General features: G+C 71.0%; 15 protein-coding genes, 1 tRNA gene and 1 pseudogene. 9 read left to right on the top strand and 8 right to left on the bottom strand.

Going from position 1 to position 18,323, the window contains the following annotated elements; translation table 11 throughout:
* The first annotated feature begins 253 nt into the window (after positions 1-253).
* The gene (locus ACIQVZ_RS02670; protein ID WP_350876590.1) at positions 254-1,243 is read left to right on the top strand and encodes a LuxR C-terminal-related transcriptional regulator; all 990 of its coding nucleotides are present in this window, start codon (positions 254-256) and stop codon (positions 1,241-1,243) included.
* The gene (locus tag ACIQVZ_RS02665; protein WP_350876588.1) at positions 1,233-2,222 is read left to right on the top strand and encodes a LuxR C-terminal-related transcriptional regulator; all 990 of its coding nucleotides are present in this window, start codon (positions 1,233-1,235) and stop codon (positions 2,220-2,222) included. The genes ACIQVZ_RS02670 and ACIQVZ_RS02665 overlap by 11 nt, the downstream gene beginning before the upstream one ends.
* A gap of 7 nt (positions 2,223-2,229) precedes the next feature.
* Here the strand turns inward: ACIQVZ_RS02665 and ACIQVZ_RS02660 are convergent, their stop codons facing one another.
* Complete coding sequence (locus ACIQVZ_RS02660; RefSeq protein WP_350876586.1) at positions 2,230-2,745, bottom strand: hypothetical protein; 516 nt, start codon at positions 2,743-2,745, stop codon at positions 2,230-2,232.
* Positions 2,746-3,221: 476 nt separating this feature from the next.
* On the opposite strand from ACIQVZ_RS02660, the gene ACIQVZ_RS02655 reads away from it, so the two are divergent.
* Positions 3,222-3,395 (top strand): hypothetical protein, encoded by a 174-nt coding sequence (locus ACIQVZ_RS02655; protein WP_350876584.1) that lies wholly within the window; start codon positions 3,222-3,224, stop codon positions 3,393-3,395.
* A gap of 82 nt (positions 3,396-3,477) precedes the next feature.
* On the opposite strand, the gene ACIQVZ_RS02650 is transcribed toward ACIQVZ_RS02655, so the two are convergent.
* The 5 genes from ACIQVZ_RS02650 to dnaK all read right to left on the bottom strand — a co-directional run bounded on the left by ACIQVZ_RS02650 (position 3,478) and on the right by dnaK (position 9,079).
* Positions 3,478-4,485 carry a hypothetical protein gene (locus ACIQVZ_RS02650; RefSeq protein ID WP_350876582.1) on the bottom strand — a complete coding sequence of 336 codons (1,008 nt, stop codon included), beginning with the start codon at positions 4,483-4,485 and terminating at the stop codon, positions 3,478-3,480.
* A gap of 201 nt (positions 4,486-4,686) precedes the next feature.
* Entirely contained in the window at positions 4,687-5,211 is a 525-nt protein-coding gene (locus ACIQVZ_RS02645) for a heat shock protein transcriptional repressor HspR (protein WP_350876580.1), read from the bottom strand.
* A 7-nt stretch (positions 5,212-5,218) separates the two neighbouring features.
* Positions 5,219-6,376, bottom strand: a complete 1,158-nt coding sequence (gene dnaJ, locus ACIQVZ_RS02640) for a molecular chaperone DnaJ (protein ID WP_402446566.1) — start codon at positions 6,374-6,376, stop codon at positions 5,219-5,221.
* Positions 6,377-6,614: 238 nt separating this feature from the next.
* Positions 6,615-7,250 (bottom strand): nucleotide exchange factor GrpE, encoded by a 636-nt coding sequence (gene grpE / locus ACIQVZ_RS02635; RefSeq protein ID WP_350876575.1) that lies wholly within the window; start codon positions 7,248-7,250, stop codon positions 6,615-6,617.
* On the bottom strand, positions 7,247-9,079 hold the full coding sequence (gene dnaK, locus ACIQVZ_RS02630) for a molecular chaperone DnaK (RefSeq protein ID WP_350876573.1): 1,833 nt from the start codon (positions 9,077-9,079) through the stop codon (positions 7,247-7,249). The genes grpE and dnaK overlap by 4 nt, the downstream gene beginning before the upstream one ends.
* Positions 9,080-9,429: 350 nt before the next feature.
* Between dnaK and ACIQVZ_RS02625 the strand changes: the two genes are divergently transcribed.
* From ACIQVZ_RS02625 to ACIQVZ_RS02610, 4 genes and pseudogenes are all read left to right on the top strand, one after another.
* Entirely contained in the window at positions 9,430-11,652 is a 2,223-nt protein-coding gene (locus tag ACIQVZ_RS02625) for a (Fe-S)-binding protein (RefSeq protein ID WP_402446564.1), read from the top strand.
* A 317-nt stretch (positions 11,653-11,969) separates the two neighbouring features.
* A pseudogene (locus ACIQVZ_RS02620) lies at positions 11,970-13,043 on the top strand (sugar phosphate nucleotidyltransferase); the annotation flags it as partial.
* 255 nt (positions 13,044-13,298) lie between these two features.
* On the top strand, positions 13,299-14,336 hold the full coding sequence (locus ACIQVZ_RS02615; protein ID WP_402446561.1) for a Yip1 family protein: 1,038 nt from the start codon (positions 13,299-13,301) through the stop codon (positions 14,334-14,336).
* Positions 14,337-14,462: 126 nt separating this feature from the next.
* Positions 14,463-15,353, top strand: a complete 891-nt coding sequence (locus tag ACIQVZ_RS02610) for a metal-dependent hydrolase (RefSeq protein ID WP_402446558.1) — start codon at positions 14,463-14,465, stop codon at positions 15,351-15,353.
* A gap of 85 nt (positions 15,354-15,438) precedes the next feature.
* Here the strand turns inward: ACIQVZ_RS02610 and dcd are convergent, their stop codons facing one another.
* Positions 15,439-16,014 (bottom strand): dCTP deaminase, encoded by a 576-nt coding sequence (gene dcd / locus ACIQVZ_RS02605; protein ID WP_063348548.1) that lies wholly within the window; start codon positions 16,012-16,014, stop codon positions 15,439-15,441.
* 72 nt (positions 16,015-16,086) lie between these two features.
* A complete protein-coding gene (locus tag ACIQVZ_RS02600) occupies positions 16,087-16,308 on the bottom strand; it encodes a hypothetical protein (protein WP_079135746.1) in 222 nt (73 codons plus the stop codon).
* 274 nt (positions 16,309-16,582) lie between these two features.
* On the opposite strand from ACIQVZ_RS02600, the gene ACIQVZ_RS02595 reads away from it, so the two are divergent.
* Together ACIQVZ_RS02595 and ACIQVZ_RS02590 are read left to right on the top strand one after the other, a co-directional pair.
* Positions 16,583-16,656: transfer RNA gene (locus tag ACIQVZ_RS02595), tRNA-Gly, on the top strand.
* A 398-nt stretch (positions 16,657-17,054) separates the two neighbouring features.
* Positions 17,055-18,317, top strand: coding sequence for a DUF418 domain-containing protein (locus ACIQVZ_RS02590; protein WP_402446554.1), 1,263 nt, complete (start codon positions 17,055-17,057; stop codon positions 18,315-18,317).
* Positions 18,318-18,323 lie beyond the last annotated feature (6 nt).

Genomic DNA, 18,323 nt, shown 5'->3' with positions numbered 1-18,323 from the left:
GGGAAGAGCGCCGGTCGGGGCGCCATGTGTGGTGATGGCCCCCGGAACCGGAGCCGTCGAGGCGCTGCTGCTCCGCCTCGACGGAAGCGCCCGAGGTACGGGCGTGGCGGCGGCGGCCCCAGGACACCCCGGAGTGCGACGGCACCCGGGCCCCGGAGGCCGCCGTCGAGCCCGGTACCGTGACCGCCGGGCCCCGCGCCCGGCGGCGCGGGCGCGGCGGCGAGGGAGAAGCATCCGGCAGGGAGTGTGCGACGTGACGGCGGAACCGGCGGTCGCGCCGCAGCACGGACAGCCACCGGGCGAGGAGCCCGACGAGGCCGCCCGGCAGCTGTACCTGGCGATCCTCGCCCGGAGCGGCCGCATCCCGTTCACCGACGCCCAGGACACCGACCAGGCCGCGCTCCAGCAGCTCGTCGACCTCGGCCTGCTCATCGCCAACCCGATGGACCACTGCTACAACGCCGTCAGCCCGCGCTCCGTCACCGACCGCCTGGGCGCCGAACTCCGCAGCGAGGCGACCAGGTTGCTGGTCCGCGCGGAGAACCTTCCGGGCGCCCTCGACGGCCTCACCCGCGCCTACGACGCGATGCCCAGGCCCTCCGGCCGGGCCGGCGGCGCCGTCCACGTCGAGGGCCACGTCCACATCCGCCAGCGGATCTCCCAGCTCGCCTCCGACTGCCGGTCCGAAGTCCTCGCCGCCCAACCCGGCCACCGCCCCGCCGGCACCCTGAAAGTCGCCCTCCTCCAGGACGTCCACCTGCTCCGGCGCGGCTGCTCCCTGCGCACCATCTACCAGCCCGTCGCCCTCGCCGACCCGCCCGCCCTCGCCTACGTCGACGAGGTCACCCGGCACGGCTCCCTCATCCGGGTCCTCGACGAACCGTTCCAGCGGCTGCTCGTCTTCGACCGCACCGTCGCCGTGATCTCCGCCAACGACGACAACAGCACCGCCGCCTTCATCACCGACCCGGCCGCCATCACCTTCCTGGTCGGCGCCTTCGAGCGCGACTGGGCCCGCGCCGAAACCGCCGAAACCGCCGCCGCCCTCGGCCCCACCCGCACCGTCCCCGACCGGGTCGGCCGGCTCCTCGCCCGAGGCCTCACCCAGCGCGCCGTCGCCACCCGCCTCGGCCTCAGCGAACGCACCGTCGCCGCCCACATCTCCCGCCTCCGCGACCGCCACGGCGCCCAGACCCTCTTCCAACTCGGCTGGCTGATGAGAGGCGCCCGCGATGACCGCTGAACCCGTACTCGACCTCCCCGACGACGCCGCCCGTGATCTCTACCGGGCGATCCTGGGCGAGGGCGGCCGGATCCGGGTGGATGAGACCCGACCCGAGGACGAGGCGGCGTTGAAGCAGCTCACCGACCTGGGACTGCTCGTCCTGCGGGCCGTGGACGGCGTCTACTCGGCGATGAACCCACGCGCGGTCAGTGAGCGGATCGGCACCGAACTCCGGGAGGAGGGAGCCCGGCTGATCACTCGGGCGGCACTCCTGCCGAGGATGCTGGACGACCTGACCCAGGCCTACGACGCGGTGCCGCGCTGCCACCCCGAGCGTTCGCCCGGGGTGGAGTACGTCGCCGGAATGCTGCAGATCCGCCACCGGATCGCCCAGGTGCAGTACGACCACCCGAGTGAGGCCCTCACCATGCAGCCCGGGGGTGCTCGTCCTTCGGAGCACTTGGACGACGGGCTGGAGCAGAGCCGACGCCACCTCGCACGAGGCGGCACGCTGCGGACGATCTACGAGGTGTCAGCCCGGCTCGATCCGGTGACGGTGGCCTTCGCTGCCAGGTCGACCGAGCTCGGCGCCGCGATCAGGGTCCTGCCGGTCCCGTTCACCCGGCTGATGATCTTCGGTCGGGCCGTCGCCGTGATCCCTGCCGCCTCGGACCACAGCAGCGCCGCCTTCGTCGAGGATCCGGCCGTGGTCGACTTCCTGGTGCGGGACTTCGAACTGCACTGGCGGCAGGCCGAGGGCGTGAACTGGGCCGTGCTCGCCGTCGGCGGGGCGGAGCCCACCATCCACGAGCAGGTCGGCCGCCTGCTCGCGCAGGGGCTCACGCAGCGGGCGATCGCCAGCCGTCTGGGGCTGAGCGAGCGGACGATCGCCGGTCACATCGCCCGGCTGCGTGAGCTGTACGACGCGGAGACGCTGTTCCAACTGGGCTGGCAGATGCGGGGAGCCCGGACGAGGGGCGGGGAGTCCGGTGGGTGAGCGCTGTTCAGCCGGTGGCGGCGCTGGTCGGCCAGTAGCCGGCCCGGCCGACGACGGGGGGCTGCTGCCGGGGGACGTTGAACTGCTCACCGGGGGCGGTCCAGAAGCCCTCGCGCAGGGACAGCGCCATGCCGGCCCAGTCGAGCGCGGTCTCCACGGTGTGGTTGAGGGCCTCCTGCGACCAGGTGTCGTCGAAGACCAGCGGCAGGACGGGGGCGACCTGCTCGATGGTGGCGATCAGCGGGTTGTGCGTGATGGCCTCGTCGACGAGGAGGACGATCGGCTTCCGCAGCGCCGACGCCCACCCCAGCTCCAGGCTCACGCCGGCCGACAGCGGCGCCCCGACGTAGGCGAACACGAGGTCCGCGGACTGCAGGGCCCGGAAGTCGGACGGCACCCGGGGCTCCGGCGCCTGCCCGGCGACGGTCCAGGCGTCACTGTGGTGCGCGCTGTACACGGCGGCACCGCTGCGGAGCAGGGTGGTGCGGAGGGTCGTCAGCCGCGTCCGGCTGGCGAGCGTCACCACACTGTCCGCCGGCCCGGTCAACCGCATCAGCGGCGCGGCCAGAAACACACGTGCACGCCGGCCCTCGGGGGCCTGTCCAGCGTGCTCTCGCAGGTAGGGCTCACTCATTGTCGACTCCGGGGGAGTGGCTGACCGGGTTCACCGGGCCCGGTGGGTAAGCAGGCAGGTCATGTCGAGAGCCGCTCGGCGGGCACTCGGCATGAGTAGGTAAAGGACTGGATTGAAGGTACATCGGCAAGTGTGGTGAGCTTGCCGGGACCATCGGGAGCGAACTGATCGTCCATCGTTGCCGGGGACCGAGTCCACTCCCGCACGGTGGCATCTCCATGCCTGGCATGGAGATGACGCACTCCCCCCGAAGGGGGACTGTGGCGTCTACGTCGATACTGCGGCATTATGTGGGCGGTTGGAGGACACGTCCTCAATTTGTCTCGACACTGCGACTATTTGGAAGGTGTGATCGCGTGCCTCGCATGATCCGACACGTTCGCATCGCGGCGGCCACGGTCGCTGTGGTTATCGCCGTACTGGCCGGTGGCGCTCAGCTCCAGGCCTCTGGGGGCGGCTCGGCGGATCGAGGGGCCTCGGTGACCCAGCAGGCGAAGACCGGCGTCATGACGCTGGAGAGCGACAGCAACTGGACCTGAGACGGGGCCAGTTGGGTTCTCGGGGTGGGCCTGGCCGGGATCCCGCGTCGCGACGCGGGGTCAGGCCGGCCGGTTCGACGACCTAGGCGGGGACGTCCGGATCCCGGTGCTGAGCGGCGCGAGCGAGGACGTAGCCCAGCTGAAAGAGCGAATCCACCTGGTAGTCCTCTCTCATGTCCGCTATGTGGCGTGCGAGAGTACGCTCGCTGATCCCGAGGCTGCGGGCTATCACGCGGTGGCTGGTGCCTTTGAGCAAAAGGTCGATGATCGTCTGTCGCAGGCTTGATATCACCTGCTGCGGGACGATGCGGGCGCCGTCGAATTCCAGCGCGTGGCTCCAGTGCCGCTCGAAGATCTCGGAGACGAGGAAGCTGATAATGGCGCGGTCGTGTATGAACGCCGCGACATTCAGATCGTCCGCGACCGGGATGATCGCGGTCCGCCGGTCGACGATGATGAGTCTGGCGTACGGCTCGTCAAGAGTTCTGACGTGTCCGCCCGCTTCGGTGATCGCCAGGACGTAGTCCCGGGTGGCCGGGTGGTAGCGGGTGCTCGGGTGATAGATCGTCCGGGCCAACGCACCCCGTTGGAGCAGCGCGAGGTCACGGTCACGGCTTCCGGCGAGGGCTTCCGGCGGGCGGGGGCCCCCGGGCTGTGCGGCGAGGAACTCCTCGGTGCAACTGTTCGCCAGTTGGCTGAGCCGCTGGTTGATGAGGGCCTTTCCCCGGACGTACTCGATACTTCCACCGGACTGCATCGGGGTGTTGAAGGCCTCTGCCAACTCCTTCAAGTCGGTGGGCAGTTCCTCGGCCCGGGACAAGAGGTCGAGCGCCTTGCGTTGCCACGACGCGATGAGGCCGACGGAAAGCTGCTGGGGGTCGACCGCGATGAGCACATCGTCCTCGTCCGTGTCGGGCACCAACAGGCCGATATCGAGGAGTTCTTGCAGATGCTTGGTCTCGGCCTTTACACGCTCTTGGCGCGTAAGTCGGCCATGATTGCCGACCACGTGGAGATAGAGATTCCGGGCATCGGCCGAGAGAACACCGAGCCCGCCTGACGTGAGCCCTGGCTCGGCCGTCTCTGGCATTTGCGGCTCCTTGGTGTTGTACAGATCCGGACGAGGGCTGGACAGGTCGGTCCCGGCTGGGATCATAGGCGCCTTTCACGCGGTTCGGAGTCGACGTGCAGCCTCGATGTGTGTCTGCTGACAGCACCCTCTCACCAAGACCGAGCCGCCGGCACCCCCCGGGTGGAGGGGAGCCGGCGGCCGGAGGTGTTCAGCCAAGTCTCAGCGTTTGGGGCGCCAGACGACCAGGGCGCTGGACTGGGTGGGGGGCTGGTAGGGGACGAGGTCGCGGCGGTAGGAGGCGTGGACGGCGGCCTCGCGCTGCTGGAGGGCGCTGGTGGCGCCTTCGAGGGAGTCGACCAGTTCGCCGATGCGGGACTGGAGCGCGCTGACCTGGTTCTCCAGCTCGATGATCCGCTTGATGCCGGCCAGGTTGATGCCCTCGTCCTGGGAGAGCCGCTGGACCTCGCGCAGCTGCTGGATGTCGCGCGCGGAGTAGCGACGGCCCCGGCCGGCGGTGCGGTCGGGGCTGACCAGACCGAGGCGGTCGTACTGGCGCAGGGTCTGCGGGTGCAGGCCGGACAGTTCGGCGGCGACGGAGATGACGTACACCGGGGTGTCCTCGGTGAGGACGTACTGCGGCGGGGCGGTGGGCCGCCGGGTGCGGCGGCCGTCGCCCGGCAGGCCGGAGCCGATGCCGGGCAGGCCTTCACCGATGCCGGGGCCGATGGGGCTGTCGGGGATCATCTGGTCGTCACGCTCCCTTCGCCGCCCGGAACAGGGCGGCTCGTGGGTCGTCGGAGGCGGTGGCCTCGCGGTACTGCTCCAGGGCGTTCAGCGCGTCCCCGGCGACGTGCCGAGGCACCACGACCTCGATGGTGACGAGGAGGTCGCCGCGGGTGCCGTCCTTGCGGGTGGCGCCCTTGCCGCGGGCGCGCATGGTGAGGCCGTTGGCGCTGCCGGGGGGCAGCTTCAGCTTCACGGCCGGCCCGTTCAGCGTGGGCACCTCGATGGTGGCGCCGAGGGTGGCTTCGGGGAAGGTGACGGGGACGGTGACGGTGAGGTTGTCCCCCTTGCGCCCGAAGACGGGGTGCTGGCCGACGTGCACGGTGACGTAGAGGTCGCCGGGCTGGCCGCCGCGTTCGCCCTGGGCGCCCTTGCCCTTGAGCCGGATGCGCTGGGCGTCCTGGACGCCGGCCGGGATGCGGACCTGCATGGTGTGGGCGGAGCTGGCCCGGCCGCTGCCGTGGCAGTCGACGCACGGGTCGTCGACGATCATGCCGCGCCCGCGGCAGTCCTTGCACGGCTCGGAGAGCGCGAACGCGCCCTGGCCGCGGCTGACGGTGCCGGCGCCGACGCAGGTCGGGCAGACCCGCGGGGTGGTGCCGGACTTGGCGCCGGTGCCGTTGCAGGTGCGGCAGGTGGCCTGGCTGGTCATCCGCAGCGGGACGGTCGCACCGTCGACGGCCTCGTCGAAGGCGAGGGTCACCTCGGTCTCGACGTCGGCGCCGCGCCGGGGCTGGGCCTGCCGGCCGCCGCCGCGGTTGAAGAGCCCGCCGAAGACGTCGCCGAGCCCGCCGCTGCCGGTGTTCTGGCTGCCGCTGAAGAGGTCGCCGAAGTCGAAGTTGTAGCTGCCGTTGCCCTGGCCGGGGCCGCCGGCCCGGAAGCCGCCGTTGGCGAAGAGGCTGCGGGCCTCGTCGTACTCCTTGCGGCGCTTCTCGTCGGACAGGACGTCGTAGGCCTCGGAGATGTCCTTGAAGCGTTCTTCGGCCTTGGCGTCGCCCTTGTTGGCGTCCGGGTGGAATTCGCGCGCGAGCTTGCGGTAGGTCTTCTTGATCTCGGCGGCGGTGGCGTCCTTGGGCACGCCGAGGACCTTGTAGTAGTCCTTCTCCACGTAGTCCTTGCCACTCATGCGTCCACCTCGCTCCGCTCGGCAGCCGCTCCGCGCAACACGCGCCCTTCAACGATTCGCTTCTCGACGATTCGCTCGCTGCGCTTGCTCATAGCTGCCGCCACCTCCCGATGTCCATCCTCGCTGCGCTGTCAACAGCCGCTTCACCGGGCGCTGTTGACAGCGCGCTGCGGAGCCGGCCGCCGTACTGGCCGGCGTACGACTCCGCAGCGCACTGGTTGTCAGCTGTCACAGGTTGTCAGCTGTCCGAACCACCGTCGGACTTGTCCGCGTCCCCGGACTTCGCCTCGCCGTCGGGCGCGGCCGTGGTCTGGGTGCCCGGCTGGGGCTCCGCGACGGCGACCATGGCGGGGCGGATGATCCGCTCGCCGATGCGGTAGCCCGGCTGGAGGATCTGCACGCAGGTGTCCTCGGTGACGTCCGAGGAGTAGCTGTGCATCAGCGCCTCGTGCATGGTCGGGTCGAAGGGCTCGCCCTCCTTGCCGAACTGCTGGAGGCCCAGCTTGGCGACGACCGTCTCCAGGGACTCGGCGACGGACTTGAAGCCGCCGGTGACCTCGCCGTGCTCGCGGGCACGGCCGATGTCGTCGAGCACCGGGATCAGGGACTCCAGGATGTTGGAGACCGCGATCTCGCGGACCGTCAGCCGGTCGCGCTCGACCCGCTTGCGGTAGTTCTGGTACTCGGCCTGCAGGCGCTGCAGGTCGGCGGTGCGCTCGGCCGACTCCCGCTTGGCAGCGGCGAGTTCGTCGGAGCCGGCACCGGAGCCGGAGTCGGCGGCGCCGGCTGCGGCGGCCTCCTCGGCGGCCTTGATCACAGCCTCGTCGGCGGCGGAGTCGTCGCCGGGCTTGCCGCCCTGCGGCTTGTCCGTCATGCCGCACCGCCCTTGGGCTTCTCGTCGTCCACGATCTCGGCGTCGACGACGTCGTCGTCCTTGGCCTGGGTGGACTCGCCGGCCGGGGCGGCGGCGTCGGCGTTGGCGTACAGCGCCTGGCCGAGCTTCTGCGCGGTGGTGGAGACCTTCTCCGAGGCTTCGCGGATCTTCGCGATGTCCTCGCCCTTCAGGGCCTCCTTGAGCTCGCCGATGGCGGTCTCGACCTCGGCCTTGACGTCGGCGGGGAGCTTGTCGGTGTTGTCCGCGATGAACTTCTCGGTCGAGTAGACGAGCTGCTCGGCGGAGTTGCGGGTCTCGACGGACTCGCGGCGCTTGTGGTCCTCCTCCGCGTACTGCTCGGCCTCGCGCATCATGCGCTCGATGTCGTCCTTCGGCAGCGCGGAGCCGCCGGTGACGGTCATCTTCTGCTCCTTGCCGGTGCCGAGGTCCTTCGCGCCGACGTGCATGATGCCGTTGGCGTCGATGTCGAAGGTGACCTCGATCTGCGGCAGGCCGCGCGGCGCCGGCGGCAGGCCGGTCAGCTCGAACATGCCCAGCTTCTTGTTGTACGCCGCGATCTCGCGCTCGCCCTGGTAGACCTGGATCTGCACGGACGGCTGGTTGTCCTCGGCCGTGGTGAAGATCTCGGAGCGCTTGGTCGGGATCGTGGTGTTGCGCTCGATCAGCTTGGTCATGATGCCGCCCTTGGTCTCGATGCCGAGGGACAGCGGGGTGACGTCGAGCAGCAGGACGTCCTTGACCTCGCCCTTGAGGACACCGGCCTGGAGCGCGGCGCCGATGGCGACGACCTCGTCCGGGTTGACGCCCTTGTTGGCGTCCTTGCCGCCGGTCAGCTCGCGGACGAGCTCGGCGACGGCGGGCATGCGGGTCGAGCCGCCGACCAGGACGACGTGGTCGATCTCGGAGAGCGAGATGCCGGCGTCCTTGATCACGTTGTGGAACGGGACCTTGCAGCGCTCCAGCAGGTCGGAGGTGAGCTGCTGGAACTGGGCGCGGGTGAGCTTCTCGTCCAGGTGCAGCGGGCCCTCGGCGGAGGCCGTGATGTAGGGCAGGTTGATCGAGGTCTCGGAGGACGAGGACAGCTCGATCTTGGCCTTCTCGGCGGCCTCGCGCAGACGCTGCAGGGCCATCTTGTCCTTGGACAGGTCGACGCCGTGGCCGGCCTGGAAGACCTTGACCAGGTGGTCGACGACCTTCTGGTCCCAGTCGTCACCACCGAGGTGGTTGTCACCGTTGGTGGCCTTCACCTCGACGACCCCGTCGCCGATCTCCAGCAGGGAGACGTCGAAGGTGCCGCCGCCGAGGTCGAAGACCAGAATGGTCTGGTCGTCCTTGTCGAGGCCGTAGGCCAGGGCGGCCGCGGTCGGCTCGTTGACGATGCGCAGGACGTTGAGGCCCGCGATCTCACCGGCCTCCTTGGTGGCCTGGCGCTCGGAGTCGGAGAAGTACGCCGGGACGGTGATGACGGCGTCGGTGACGGTCTCACCCAGGTAGGCCTCGGCGTCCCGCTTCAGCTTCTGCAGCACGAAGGCGCTGATCTGCTGCGGGTTGAAGTCCTTGCCGTCCAGGTTGATCTTCCACCCGGTGCCCATGTGGCGCTTGACCGAGCGAATGGTGCGGTCGACGTTGGTGACCGCCTGTCGCTTGGCCACCTCGCCGACCAGGACCTCGCCGTTCTTCGCGAAAGCGACGACGGACGGCGTGGTCCGCGCGCCCTCGGCGTTCGTGATGACGGTGGGCTCGCCACCCTCCAGAACGCTGACGACCGAGTTCGTCGTACCGAGGTCGATGCCGACCGCGCGTGCCATCGTAAATACCTCCACGGAAGAGTTGAGCTTTACAGGCTCAAGGATGCATGACCGGGTGGGTGTCGTCAACAGGGATGAGTCGTAGCCGCTCAACTTTGCTGAGCGGTCCCCTTCCCGCGGCCGCGGTGACTTCCCGTAGCCCCGGTCCTGGCCGCGGCCGTGGCGTGGCCCTGGCCGTGGCGCGTGTGGCGCCACGTGACTGCCGCCATAGCTTGGGAACCTTCTGGAGGGCTGGTGGCGGGCGGTAATGTCCGGGCCGTCGGCCCGGAAAGTTACCGGCGAGTACAATCCCTTCCACGCAGGACCGTTCAAAGACCGCTCAACAGCAAGCCGCAGGAGACGGAGAGCCGATGCAGCTAGCAGCGATCGTCATCTCGCTGGTCACGTTCGTGATCGGCACCGCGCTCGCCGCCCGTGCGGCGCTGTACATCTACAAAGTGGTACGGACCGGCCAGCCGGACCCCACCCGCTTCGGTCAGCCCGCCCAGCGGGTGAAGACCGTCGCGGTCGAGTTCGTCGGCCACACCCGGATGAACCGCTGGGGGATCGTGGGCATCGCCCACTGGTTCGTCGCGGTCGGCTTCTTCAGCCTGGTGCTGACCATCGTCAACGCCTTCGGCCAGCTCTTCGACGCCGAGTTCGCGCTGCCGATCATCGGCCACTGGATGCTCTGGCAGCTCTTCGTCGAGCTCGTCGGCACCCTCACCACGCTGGGCATCGCGACGCTGATCGTGATCCGGCTGCTCAGCCTGCCGTCCCGGTCCGGCCGCAAGTCCCGCTTCGCCGGCTCGATCGCCTGGCAGGCCTTCTACGTCGAGTACACGATCCTCGGCATCGGCCTCTGCATCCTGATGCTGCGCGCCCTGGAGGGCGCCCTCAACGGCGTCGACTCGTACGGGCCCGAGCACCTGGTCTCGTACCCGCTGGTCTCCGCCCTCAGCGGCCTGTCGCACGGCACGCTGGAGAACCTGATCTACCTCTTCGCGATGCTGAAGATCTGCATCTCGTTCGCGTGGGCGACCACCATCGGCATCAACCCCTCGATGGGCGTGGCCTGGCACCGCTTCCTCGGCTTCTTCAACATCTACTTCAAGCGCGAGGAGGACGGCGGCACCGCGCTCGGCGCCCTGCGCCCGATGACCAGCGGCGGTCAGCCGATCGACTTCGAGGACCCGGCCGACGACGCCGTGTTCGGGGTCTCCCAGGTCGAGCACTTCTCCTGGAAGGGCATCCTCGACTTCTCCACCTGCACCGAGTGCGGCCGCTGCCAGTCGCAGTGCCCGGCCTGGAACACCGGCAAGCCGCTCTCGCCGAAGCTGCTGATCATGAGCCTGCGCGAGCACGCCTTCGGCAAGGCGCCCTACCTGCTGGCCGGTGGCGGCAAGGACATGGAGGGCGAGGAGAAGGCCACCGCCGAGCAGCTCAAGGACGTCCCGGCGGCCGCCCTGGCCGAGGCCGAGCGCCCGCTGGTCGGCACCGCGGAAGAGAACGGCGTCATCGACCCGGACGTCCTGTGGTCCTGCACCACCTGCGGCGCCTGCGTCGAGCAGTGCCCGGTGGACATCGAGCACATCGACCACATCGTCGACATGCGCCGCTACCAGGTGATGATCGAGTCCTCGTTCCCGACCGAGGCCGGGACGATGCTCAAGAACCTGGAGAACAAGGGCAACCCGTGGGGCATGGCCACCAAGGCCCGCCTGGACTGGGTCAAGGAGCTCAAGAAGGAGACCGGCATCGAGGTGCCGGTGATCGGCGAGGACATCGACCCCGCCGAGGTCGAGTACCTCTACTGGGTCGGCTGCGCCGGTGCCCTGGAGGACCGCGCCAAGAAGACCACCAAGGCCTTCGCCGAGCTGCTGCACACCGCGGGCGTGAAGTTCGCCATCCTCGGCAAGGAGGAGTCCTGCACCGGTGACTCCGCCCGCCGGCTGGGCAACGAGTTCCTCTTCCAGATGCTCGGCGCGCAGAACGTCGAGACGCTGAACGCGGCCCTGGAGGACGCGCCGGTCAAGCGGATCGTCGCCACCTGCCCGCACTGCTTCAACACCATCGCCAACGAGTACCCGCAGCTGGGCGGCCACTTCGAGGTCATCCACCACACCCAGCTGCTGCAGCACCTGATCGACGAGGGCAAGCTCGTCCCGGTCAACCCGGTCGAGGGCCTGATCACCTACCACGACCCCTGCTACCTGGGCCGCCACAACAAGGTCTACAGCCCGCCGCGCGAGATCATGGACAAGGTCCCCGGTCTGCGCCAGCAGGAGATGCACCGGCACAAGGAGCGCGGCTTCTGCTGCGGCGCCGGCGGTGCCCGGATGTGGATGGAGGAGCGCATCGGCAAGCGGATCAACACCGAGCGCGTGGACGAGGCGCTGTCCCTCAACCCGGACATCGTCTCCACCGCCTGCCCGTTCTGCCTGGTGATGCTCTCCGACTCGGTCAACGGCAAGAAGAACGAGGGCGCCGCCAAGGAGCACCTGAAGGTGGTCGACGTCGCCCAGCTGCTGCTCGACTCGGTGAAGGCGACCCCGCCGGCCGCCGCCGAGGAGCCTGCGACGGTGGACGCGTAGCGTCCTCTGTTCGACAGTTCTGCTACAACTACCCGGCCCGGTGGTCGCCGCGAGAGCGCCCGCCGGGCCGGGCAGTTGGGGCCGTGGCGGGCCGGGACCGGGCCGGAAACCGGGGCGGATCCGGGGTGGGACCCGTAGGGGAGTGGTGCCAATCGCACGGCCGCCTGAGTGCGTGCCCGTCGGAAGGAAATACAGTAGGCGCCAGACCGGCCTCGCGCCGGTCGACCCGTTCCGGACGGCCGGACGGGTCCAGACCACCGACGGAGGTATCGGCCCGCCGGGCCGGGCCGCAGAGCACAAGGGGAACAGCGCAGACCATGACCGAGGCGATCATGCTGGTCGGTGGTAAGGGCACGCGACTGCGTCCGCTGACCACCCACACCCCCAAGCCCATGCTGCCGGTGGCGGGCGTCCCCTTCATCGCACACCAGCTGGCCCGCGCGGCCGCCGCCGGCGTCACCCGCGTCGTGCTGGCCACCTCGTACCTGGCCGAGGTCTTCGAGGACCACTTCCAGGACGGCACCCCGTACGGCATCGAGCTGGTCTACCTGACCGAACGCGAGCCGCTGGGCACCGGCGGCGCGATCCGCAACGCGGCGTCCGGGCTGACCTGCGGCCCCGACGAGCCCGTGCTGGTCTTCAACGGCGACATCCTCTCCGGCGTCGACATCGCCGCCCTGCGCGACGGCCACGTGGCCGCCGGGGCCGACGTCACCCTGCACCTCACCCGGGTCGAGGACCCGCGCGCCTTCGGCCTCGTCCCGACCGACGCGAACGGGCGGGTGCTGGAGTTCCTGGAGAAGCCGGAGACGCCCGAGCAGATCGTCACCGACCAGATCAACGCCGGCTGCTACGTCTTCACCCGGTCCGTCATCGACCGCATCCCGGCCGGCCGCGAGGTGTCCGTCGAACGCGAGACCTTCCCCGAGCTGCTGGCCACCGGCGCGCTGCTGCGCGGCGTCGTCGACACCTCGTACTGGCTCGACCTCGGCACCCCGGCCGCGTTCGTCCGCGGCTCGGCCGACCTGGTGCTCGGCAAGGTCGACTCCCCGGCCGTCCCCGGCCCGACCGGCGACGCCCTGCTGCTGCCCGGCGCCACCGTCCACCCCGGCGCGGTGCTCAGCGGCGGCACCGTGGTCTCCGCGAACGCGGTGGTCGAGGCCGGCGCGATCGTCGAGGGCAGCGTGATCCTCCCGGGCGCGGTGGTCGGCCCGGAAACCCTGGTCAAGGACTCCATCGTGGGCGCCTTCGCCACCGTCGGCGCCCGCTCGGCGCTGGACGGCGCGGTGATCGGCGACGGCGCGATCGTCGAGTCCGACAACGAGCTGCCGAACGGCATCCGGATCGCCTGCGGCACCCTGCTGCCGGTCGGCGCGGTCCGCACCTCGGCCGGCCCGGGCGGCTGCCCGGCCGGCACCGCTGCGGCCGCCGCGGTGCACGGGCCCTCGGTCAGCGCGCAGCGGTAGCAGGACGCCGGGCCGGGCGCTGCCGCCGGGGCACTGCCGTCGGGCCTACGGCAGTCGTCGGGCCGGCGGTGGCGCCGTCGGCGGCGGGATTTCGGCCGCGTTCGTCTCAGGCTCGCTGCAAACCGGCCCCGGCTCCGTCCAGGCCCCACGCGGATTGGGCCGGACGGGTACCGTCAGAGCGTGGCTGGTAATCGATACGACAGCGGGCAGGGCGCCGACCCCCACGGCGGGTGGGCGCCCCCTCCGCCGCCGGCGGGGCCCGGGGGGCACGGGCAGACGGACGGGCCGGAGTACTTCACGACCTCGCACCGGGGTGTGGCCGACGGCCCCGACGGCAGGCCCGGAGGCCCCGGCGCCCCGGGCCCGCAGGGCGGCTACGACCCGTACGCCGCCGACCGGCCCGGCGGCACCCGGGCCTTCCCGACCGGCGACCCGTACGCGCAGGAGCCGCCCCACCAGGGGTACTACGACCAGGGCCAGTACCCCGGGCACCCCGGGTACCCGCAGGCGGGGTACGGCGCCGAGGGCTACGACCAGGGCTACGACCAGGGCGGACACCCGCAGGGCGACGGCTACGGCCAGGACGGCTACGGGCCGCAGCAGCAGCCGCCGTACGGCCAGGACAACGTCACCGTCTACCGGGCCGGCGGCCAGTCCGCCCCGCACGTCGCCGGGCCCCGCCCGCACTGGCGCGAACTGCTCATCGGCATCTTCCGCGCCCCCACCGCGACCTTCGACCGCGCCCGCGACCACCAGGTCTGGCTGCCCGCCCTCACCGTCTCGATGCTGTACGGCGCGCTCGCGGTGCTCGGCATCGGCCTGACCCACGACGACATCGTCGACTCGACCTTCACCGTCGCGCTGACCGGCATCGCCGCCGCCGCGATCGGCTTCGCCGTGGCCGGGGCGGTCTTCGGCGGCGTCACCTACGCGCTGGCCCGCCAGCTCGGCGGGGACGGACCGTGGAAGTCGACGGTCGGCCTGGCCGCGCTGATCGGCTGGCTGACGGACGCGCCCCGGCTGCTGCTCGACCTGGTGCTGCCCTCGGGCAGCGCGGTCGTCCAGGTCGCCGGCTGGGCCACCTGGGCGTTCTGCGCGCACCTGCTGACCAGCATGGTCCGGCGGGTGCACGACCTGCCCTGGGGCAAGGCGGCCGCCGCCTCGGCGGTGCAACTGCTCGCGCTGCTGGTGCTGATCAAGCTGCCGACCCTGGGCTGACGGCCGGAGGGCACAATGGTGGACGGATCCCGGTCAGCCAGGGGCCCGTCCACCCTCTTCACCCCCTCACCCCCTTACTCCGCCACTCCCTCACCCGTTCCACGTCACACGTCACCGGAGCCAGGAATGACCCTCCCCACCACGCACGTCAGCTTCCCGACCGGGGCGGTGACCGGTGAGTCGACGGTGATCGCGGTGCACCCGCTGGGGGACGGCCGGCACGCCGTCGTGACCGGGGCCACCCCGTTCCACCCGCTCGACCACACCTGGCCCGACCAGCCGGCCGACCTCGGCACCCTCACCGTCGACGGCACCGAGCTGGCCGTCGTCGACTGCCTCACCGGGGCCGTCGGCCCGGACGGCGGAACGCCGCTGGCCGGCGCCGACATCCCGGTCCGGCGCGGCGACGAGGAGTGGTCCTGGCTGGTCCTGCACGTCGTCGACACCGACCCCGGCGACCTCGTCGGGCGCACCGCCGTCCTCACCGTCGACGCCGACCGCCGGGCCGCCCTCAGCGCCTCGCACAGCGGCTGCCACCTGCTCGCCCTCGCCCTCAACGAGGCCCTCGCGCCGCGCTGGCGCAAGGACCCGGGCCGCTCCGACGCCCTCGGCCACCCCGACTTCGACAGCCTCGCGATGGCCACCTCGGTGATGGACACCGAGGCCAGCACCGACACCTACCGGCTCGGCAAGTCGCTGAAGAAGAAGGGCTTCACGGCGGACGCCACCGACGAGCTCCCCGCCCTCGCCGACGCCCTGCCCGCCCTCACCGAGGCCGTCAACGCCCGGCTCGCCGCCTGGGTCGCCGCCGACGCCCCGGTCCGCATCGAGGTCCCCGGCCCCGAGCTCACCGCCCGCCGCCAGTGGCACTGCGAGCTGCCCGAGGGCGGCGCGCAGATCTTCTGCGGCGGCACCCACCTGCACCACCTCGGCGAGCTCGCCGAGCTCCGCACCGAACTGCGGCTCTCCGAGGACGGCACCGAACTGGTCGCCGTCACCCGCCCCAAGCGGGCCTGAGCCCCCGGGGAAACGCGACGGGCGGCCGCCCCTCGTCCGTCATCGGCGAGGGGCGGCCGCCCGTACTGCGTGCGCTCCGCCCGGATCAGACGTCGGTGCGGTGGAAGTTCATGAACGAGCGGGACGGCGTCGGGCCGCGCTGGCCCTGGTAGCGCGAGCCGTACCGCTCCGAGCCGTACGGGTGCTCCGACGGCGAGGAGAGCCGGAACAGGCACAGCTGCCCGATCTTCATCCCCGGGTACAGCTTGATCGGCAGCGTCGCGACGTTCGACAGCTCCAGCGTCACGTGACCGTTGAAACCGGGGTCGATGAAGCCGGCCGTCGAGTGCGTCAGCAGGCCCAGCCGGCCCAGGCTCGACTTGCCCTCCAACCGGGACGCCACGTCGTCGGGCAGCGAGATGACCTCGTACGTCGAGGCCAGCACGAACTCGCCCGGGTGCAGGATGAACGCGTCGTCGCCCTCGGGCTCCACCAGCCGGGTCAGGTCCGGCTGCTCCTCGGAGGGGTCGATGTGCGGGTAGCGGTGGTTCTCGAACACACGGAAGAAGCGGTCGAGGCGCACGTCGATGCTCGACGGCTGGATCATCGCCGGGTCGAACGGGTCGACGACGACCCGGCCCAGGTCGATTTCGGTCCGGATGTCCTTGTCAGAGAGCAGCACGCTTCGAGGTTACGTGCACGACAGGGCCCCGGACGAATCCGCCCGGGGCCCGTTCCGTCCTCGCGTCGACCGTCAGGCCAGGAACTCCGCGGCCTCCAGCCGCAGCGCCCGGTCCAACTGCGGCGCCGACAGCTCCCGCACGTCGGCCAGCACCGAACTCCTCAGCCGCCCGCACTGCGGACAGCGGATCAGCCGCCCGGGCCCGAGCCGGCCCGGGCCGAGGTTCTGCATCGGGAACGTGGTGGTGCTGAACAGGTGCCCCTCGGCACAACGAACGACGGCGCGCTGCTCCATCGATCCCCTTCCCATCCCTAACCCAGTACTCACCCGTACTCATCGCGCCCGCGGGACCTCGCCCCGGGACAGCGTCACATTAGGGGATGCTCCGGACATTCCACACCGTGGCTCGCCGCCCCGAACCCACCCGCCGGAGCACTCGTACGCGGCCCACACAGTACGCCCCCCACGCACCCCCGCCCGCCCGGCCACTCCCGGGGCGGGCCGTGCAACCACAGTCGCGAATGGGGTACAGTGACACTGGATTGAGCGGTCTCTGACGGCTCATCAGGCGGGCGTAGTTTAATGGTAGAACATGAGCTTCCCAAGCTTATAGCGCGAGTTCGATTCTCGTCGCCCGCTCCAGCAGTAAAGGCCCAGGTCAACGACCTGGGCCTTTCGCATTGTCTGGACCAATCCGACCCCGCCGTGCCAGCCGGGCCAGAAGGCCGACGTCGTGACGTCCGCCGTGGTTTGTGAACGCCGTCTGCCGGTCGGGCCGGGCACCTCCGGGGGAGTCCGCAGGCCAGGCATCCGGTGGGCATCCCCGGAGAACCGGTTGAGCGCGTGGGCTCCGGGCCCGGAGATCCGTGACGAAATGCTCATGTTCCGGGAGGGGCGGGCTGATATCGGCTTCCTAGCGTGGCGGCTCCTTGCTGTCGTTCGAAGGAGTTGCCGTGATCACCGAGCCGTTGACGGGGCGGTTGCCGAGGGCCGTCCGTAGAAGGCGGGACCGCGCGGGGGCGGCGTCGGCGGGGCGCCTGGTGGCGGTCGACGTGCTGCGGGCGCTGGCGGTGTTCGGGATGGTGTGGATGCACTTTGTGCCGACGGGGTGGCTGGAGCCGACGCCTCGGGGGCACGACTGGCCCGGTGTTCTGGAGTGGATGAACGGCTTCCTGGACACCCGTGCACGCAGCGTCTTCTTCCTGCTGGCGGGCGTCTCGGTGGCGCTGATGACCGGCGGCGCGCGGCCGTTCGCCGGGACGGCGTTGCGGCGGGCCCACGGCCGGATCGCCGTGCGGGCCGGGGTGTTGTTGCTGCTGGGCCTGGGCCTTGAGCAGGTGTCCGGGAAGCCCAACATCATCACCGCCTACACCGGCTGGCTGCTGTTCCTGCTGCCGTGGACGAGGGTGCGGGCGCGCCTGCTGTTCGTGGCGGCAGGGGTGTTCGCGGTGGCGGCGCCGGTGTTCCAGATCGCGCGGGCGAACCGGGGCCAGGACTGGGGCTTCCTGCCGCCGGTGGGTCCGGGCGCGCCGGAGCTGCCGCAGGGCCTGGCGGTGCTGGTGCACCCGGGCGACTGGCTCGCGGTGTTCCAGTCGTACGTGTTCAACACGGACACCTGCTACGCGCTGCCGCTGTTGCTGGCCGGTCTGGCGATCGGCCGCCTCGACCTGCGCGAGCGCGCGGTGCGGGTACGCATGGCCGTCACCGGCGCCGGGATCACGGTCGGCGGCTGGCTGGCGTCGTGGCTGCTGCTCGGCCCGCTGGGCCTGGGCGCGGCGATCGACCGCTTCCAGGAGGCCCTGATGGCGCCTCCGCCGATGCCGCCGATGCCGCCGCTCCCAGCGGACGGCTCGCTGCCGGAGCTGCCGCCGGTGCCGCCGGAGCTGCCGCCGATGCCGAAGGTGCCGTGGGCGGAGCTGTGGGCGATGTCCAAGCCGGGCCCGGGCATCGCGGAGTACAGCGTGCTGCAGGTCGTCTGGATGGTGGGAGTGTCGCTGGCGCTGCTGGGCGGGCTGCTCCTGCTGACGGAGAAGCGTGCCTGGCAGCGGGTGTTGTGGCCGCTGGCCGCGATGGGCGGGATGGCGATGACCTGGTACTTCGTCCAGGACGTGATCAGCAGCCGCTTCCTCGGCCACGACCCTGGCGGCTTCGGCCACGCGCCACAGTCCTTCGTCCCGTACGCGCTGTTCGCCGTGGCGGCGCTCGTTCTCTCGGTGCTGTGGCGGCGCTTCTTCCGCCGAGGCCCGCTGGAGGCCCTGGTGCACCGCGTGACGACGGCCTCGGTACCGCGCCGCGAGGGCTGAGCCGTA

This window comes from Kitasatospora sp. NPDC098663, assembly GCF_044760075.1.
Taxonomy (GTDB): domain Bacteria; phylum Actinomycetota; class Actinomycetes; order Streptomycetales; family Streptomycetaceae; genus Kitasatospora.
Note: the sequence above shows the minus strand (reverse complement) of the source record. Positions and strands in the feature narration are given on the sequence as shown.

Bases quoted from the DNA above. Each gene is read 5' to 3' on its own strand.
- ACIQVZ_RS02665 (WP_350876588.1), top strand. From the start codon at position 1,233: ATGACCGCTGAACCCGTACTCGACCTCCCCGACGACGCCGCCCGTGAT.
- ACIQVZ_RS02655 (WP_350876584.1), top strand. From the start codon at position 3,222: ATGATCCGACACGTTCGCATCGCGGCGGCCACGGTCGCTGTGGTTATC.
- ACIQVZ_RS02650 (WP_350876582.1), bottom strand. From the start codon at position 4,485: ATGCCAGAGACGGCCGAGCCAGGGCTCACGTCAGGCGGGCTCGGTGTT.
- ACIQVZ_RS02645 (WP_350876580.1), bottom strand. From the start codon at position 5,211: ATGATCCCCGACAGCCCCATCGGCCCCGGCATCGGTGAAGGCCTGCCC.
- dnaJ (WP_402446566.1), bottom strand. From the start codon at position 6,376: ATGAGTGGCAAGGACTACGTGGAGAAGGACTACTACAAGGTCCTCGGC.
- grpE (WP_350876575.1), bottom strand. From the start codon at position 7,250: ATGACGGACAAGCCGCAGGGCGGCAAGCCCGGCGACGACTCCGCCGCC.
- dnaK (WP_350876573.1), bottom strand. From the start codon at position 9,079: ATGGCACGCGCGGTCGGCATCGACCTCGGTACGACGAACTCGGTCGTC.
- ACIQVZ_RS02625 (WP_402446564.1), top strand. From the start codon at position 9,430: ATGCAGCTAGCAGCGATCGTCATCTCGCTGGTCACGTTCGTGATCGGC.
- ACIQVZ_RS02610 (WP_402446558.1), top strand. From the start codon at position 14,463: ATGACCCTCCCCACCACGCACGTCAGCTTCCCGACCGGGGCGGTGACC.
- ACIQVZ_RS02600 (WP_079135746.1), bottom strand. From the start codon at position 16,308: ATGGAGCAGCGCGCCGTCGTTCGTTGTGCCGAGGGGCACCTGTTCAGC.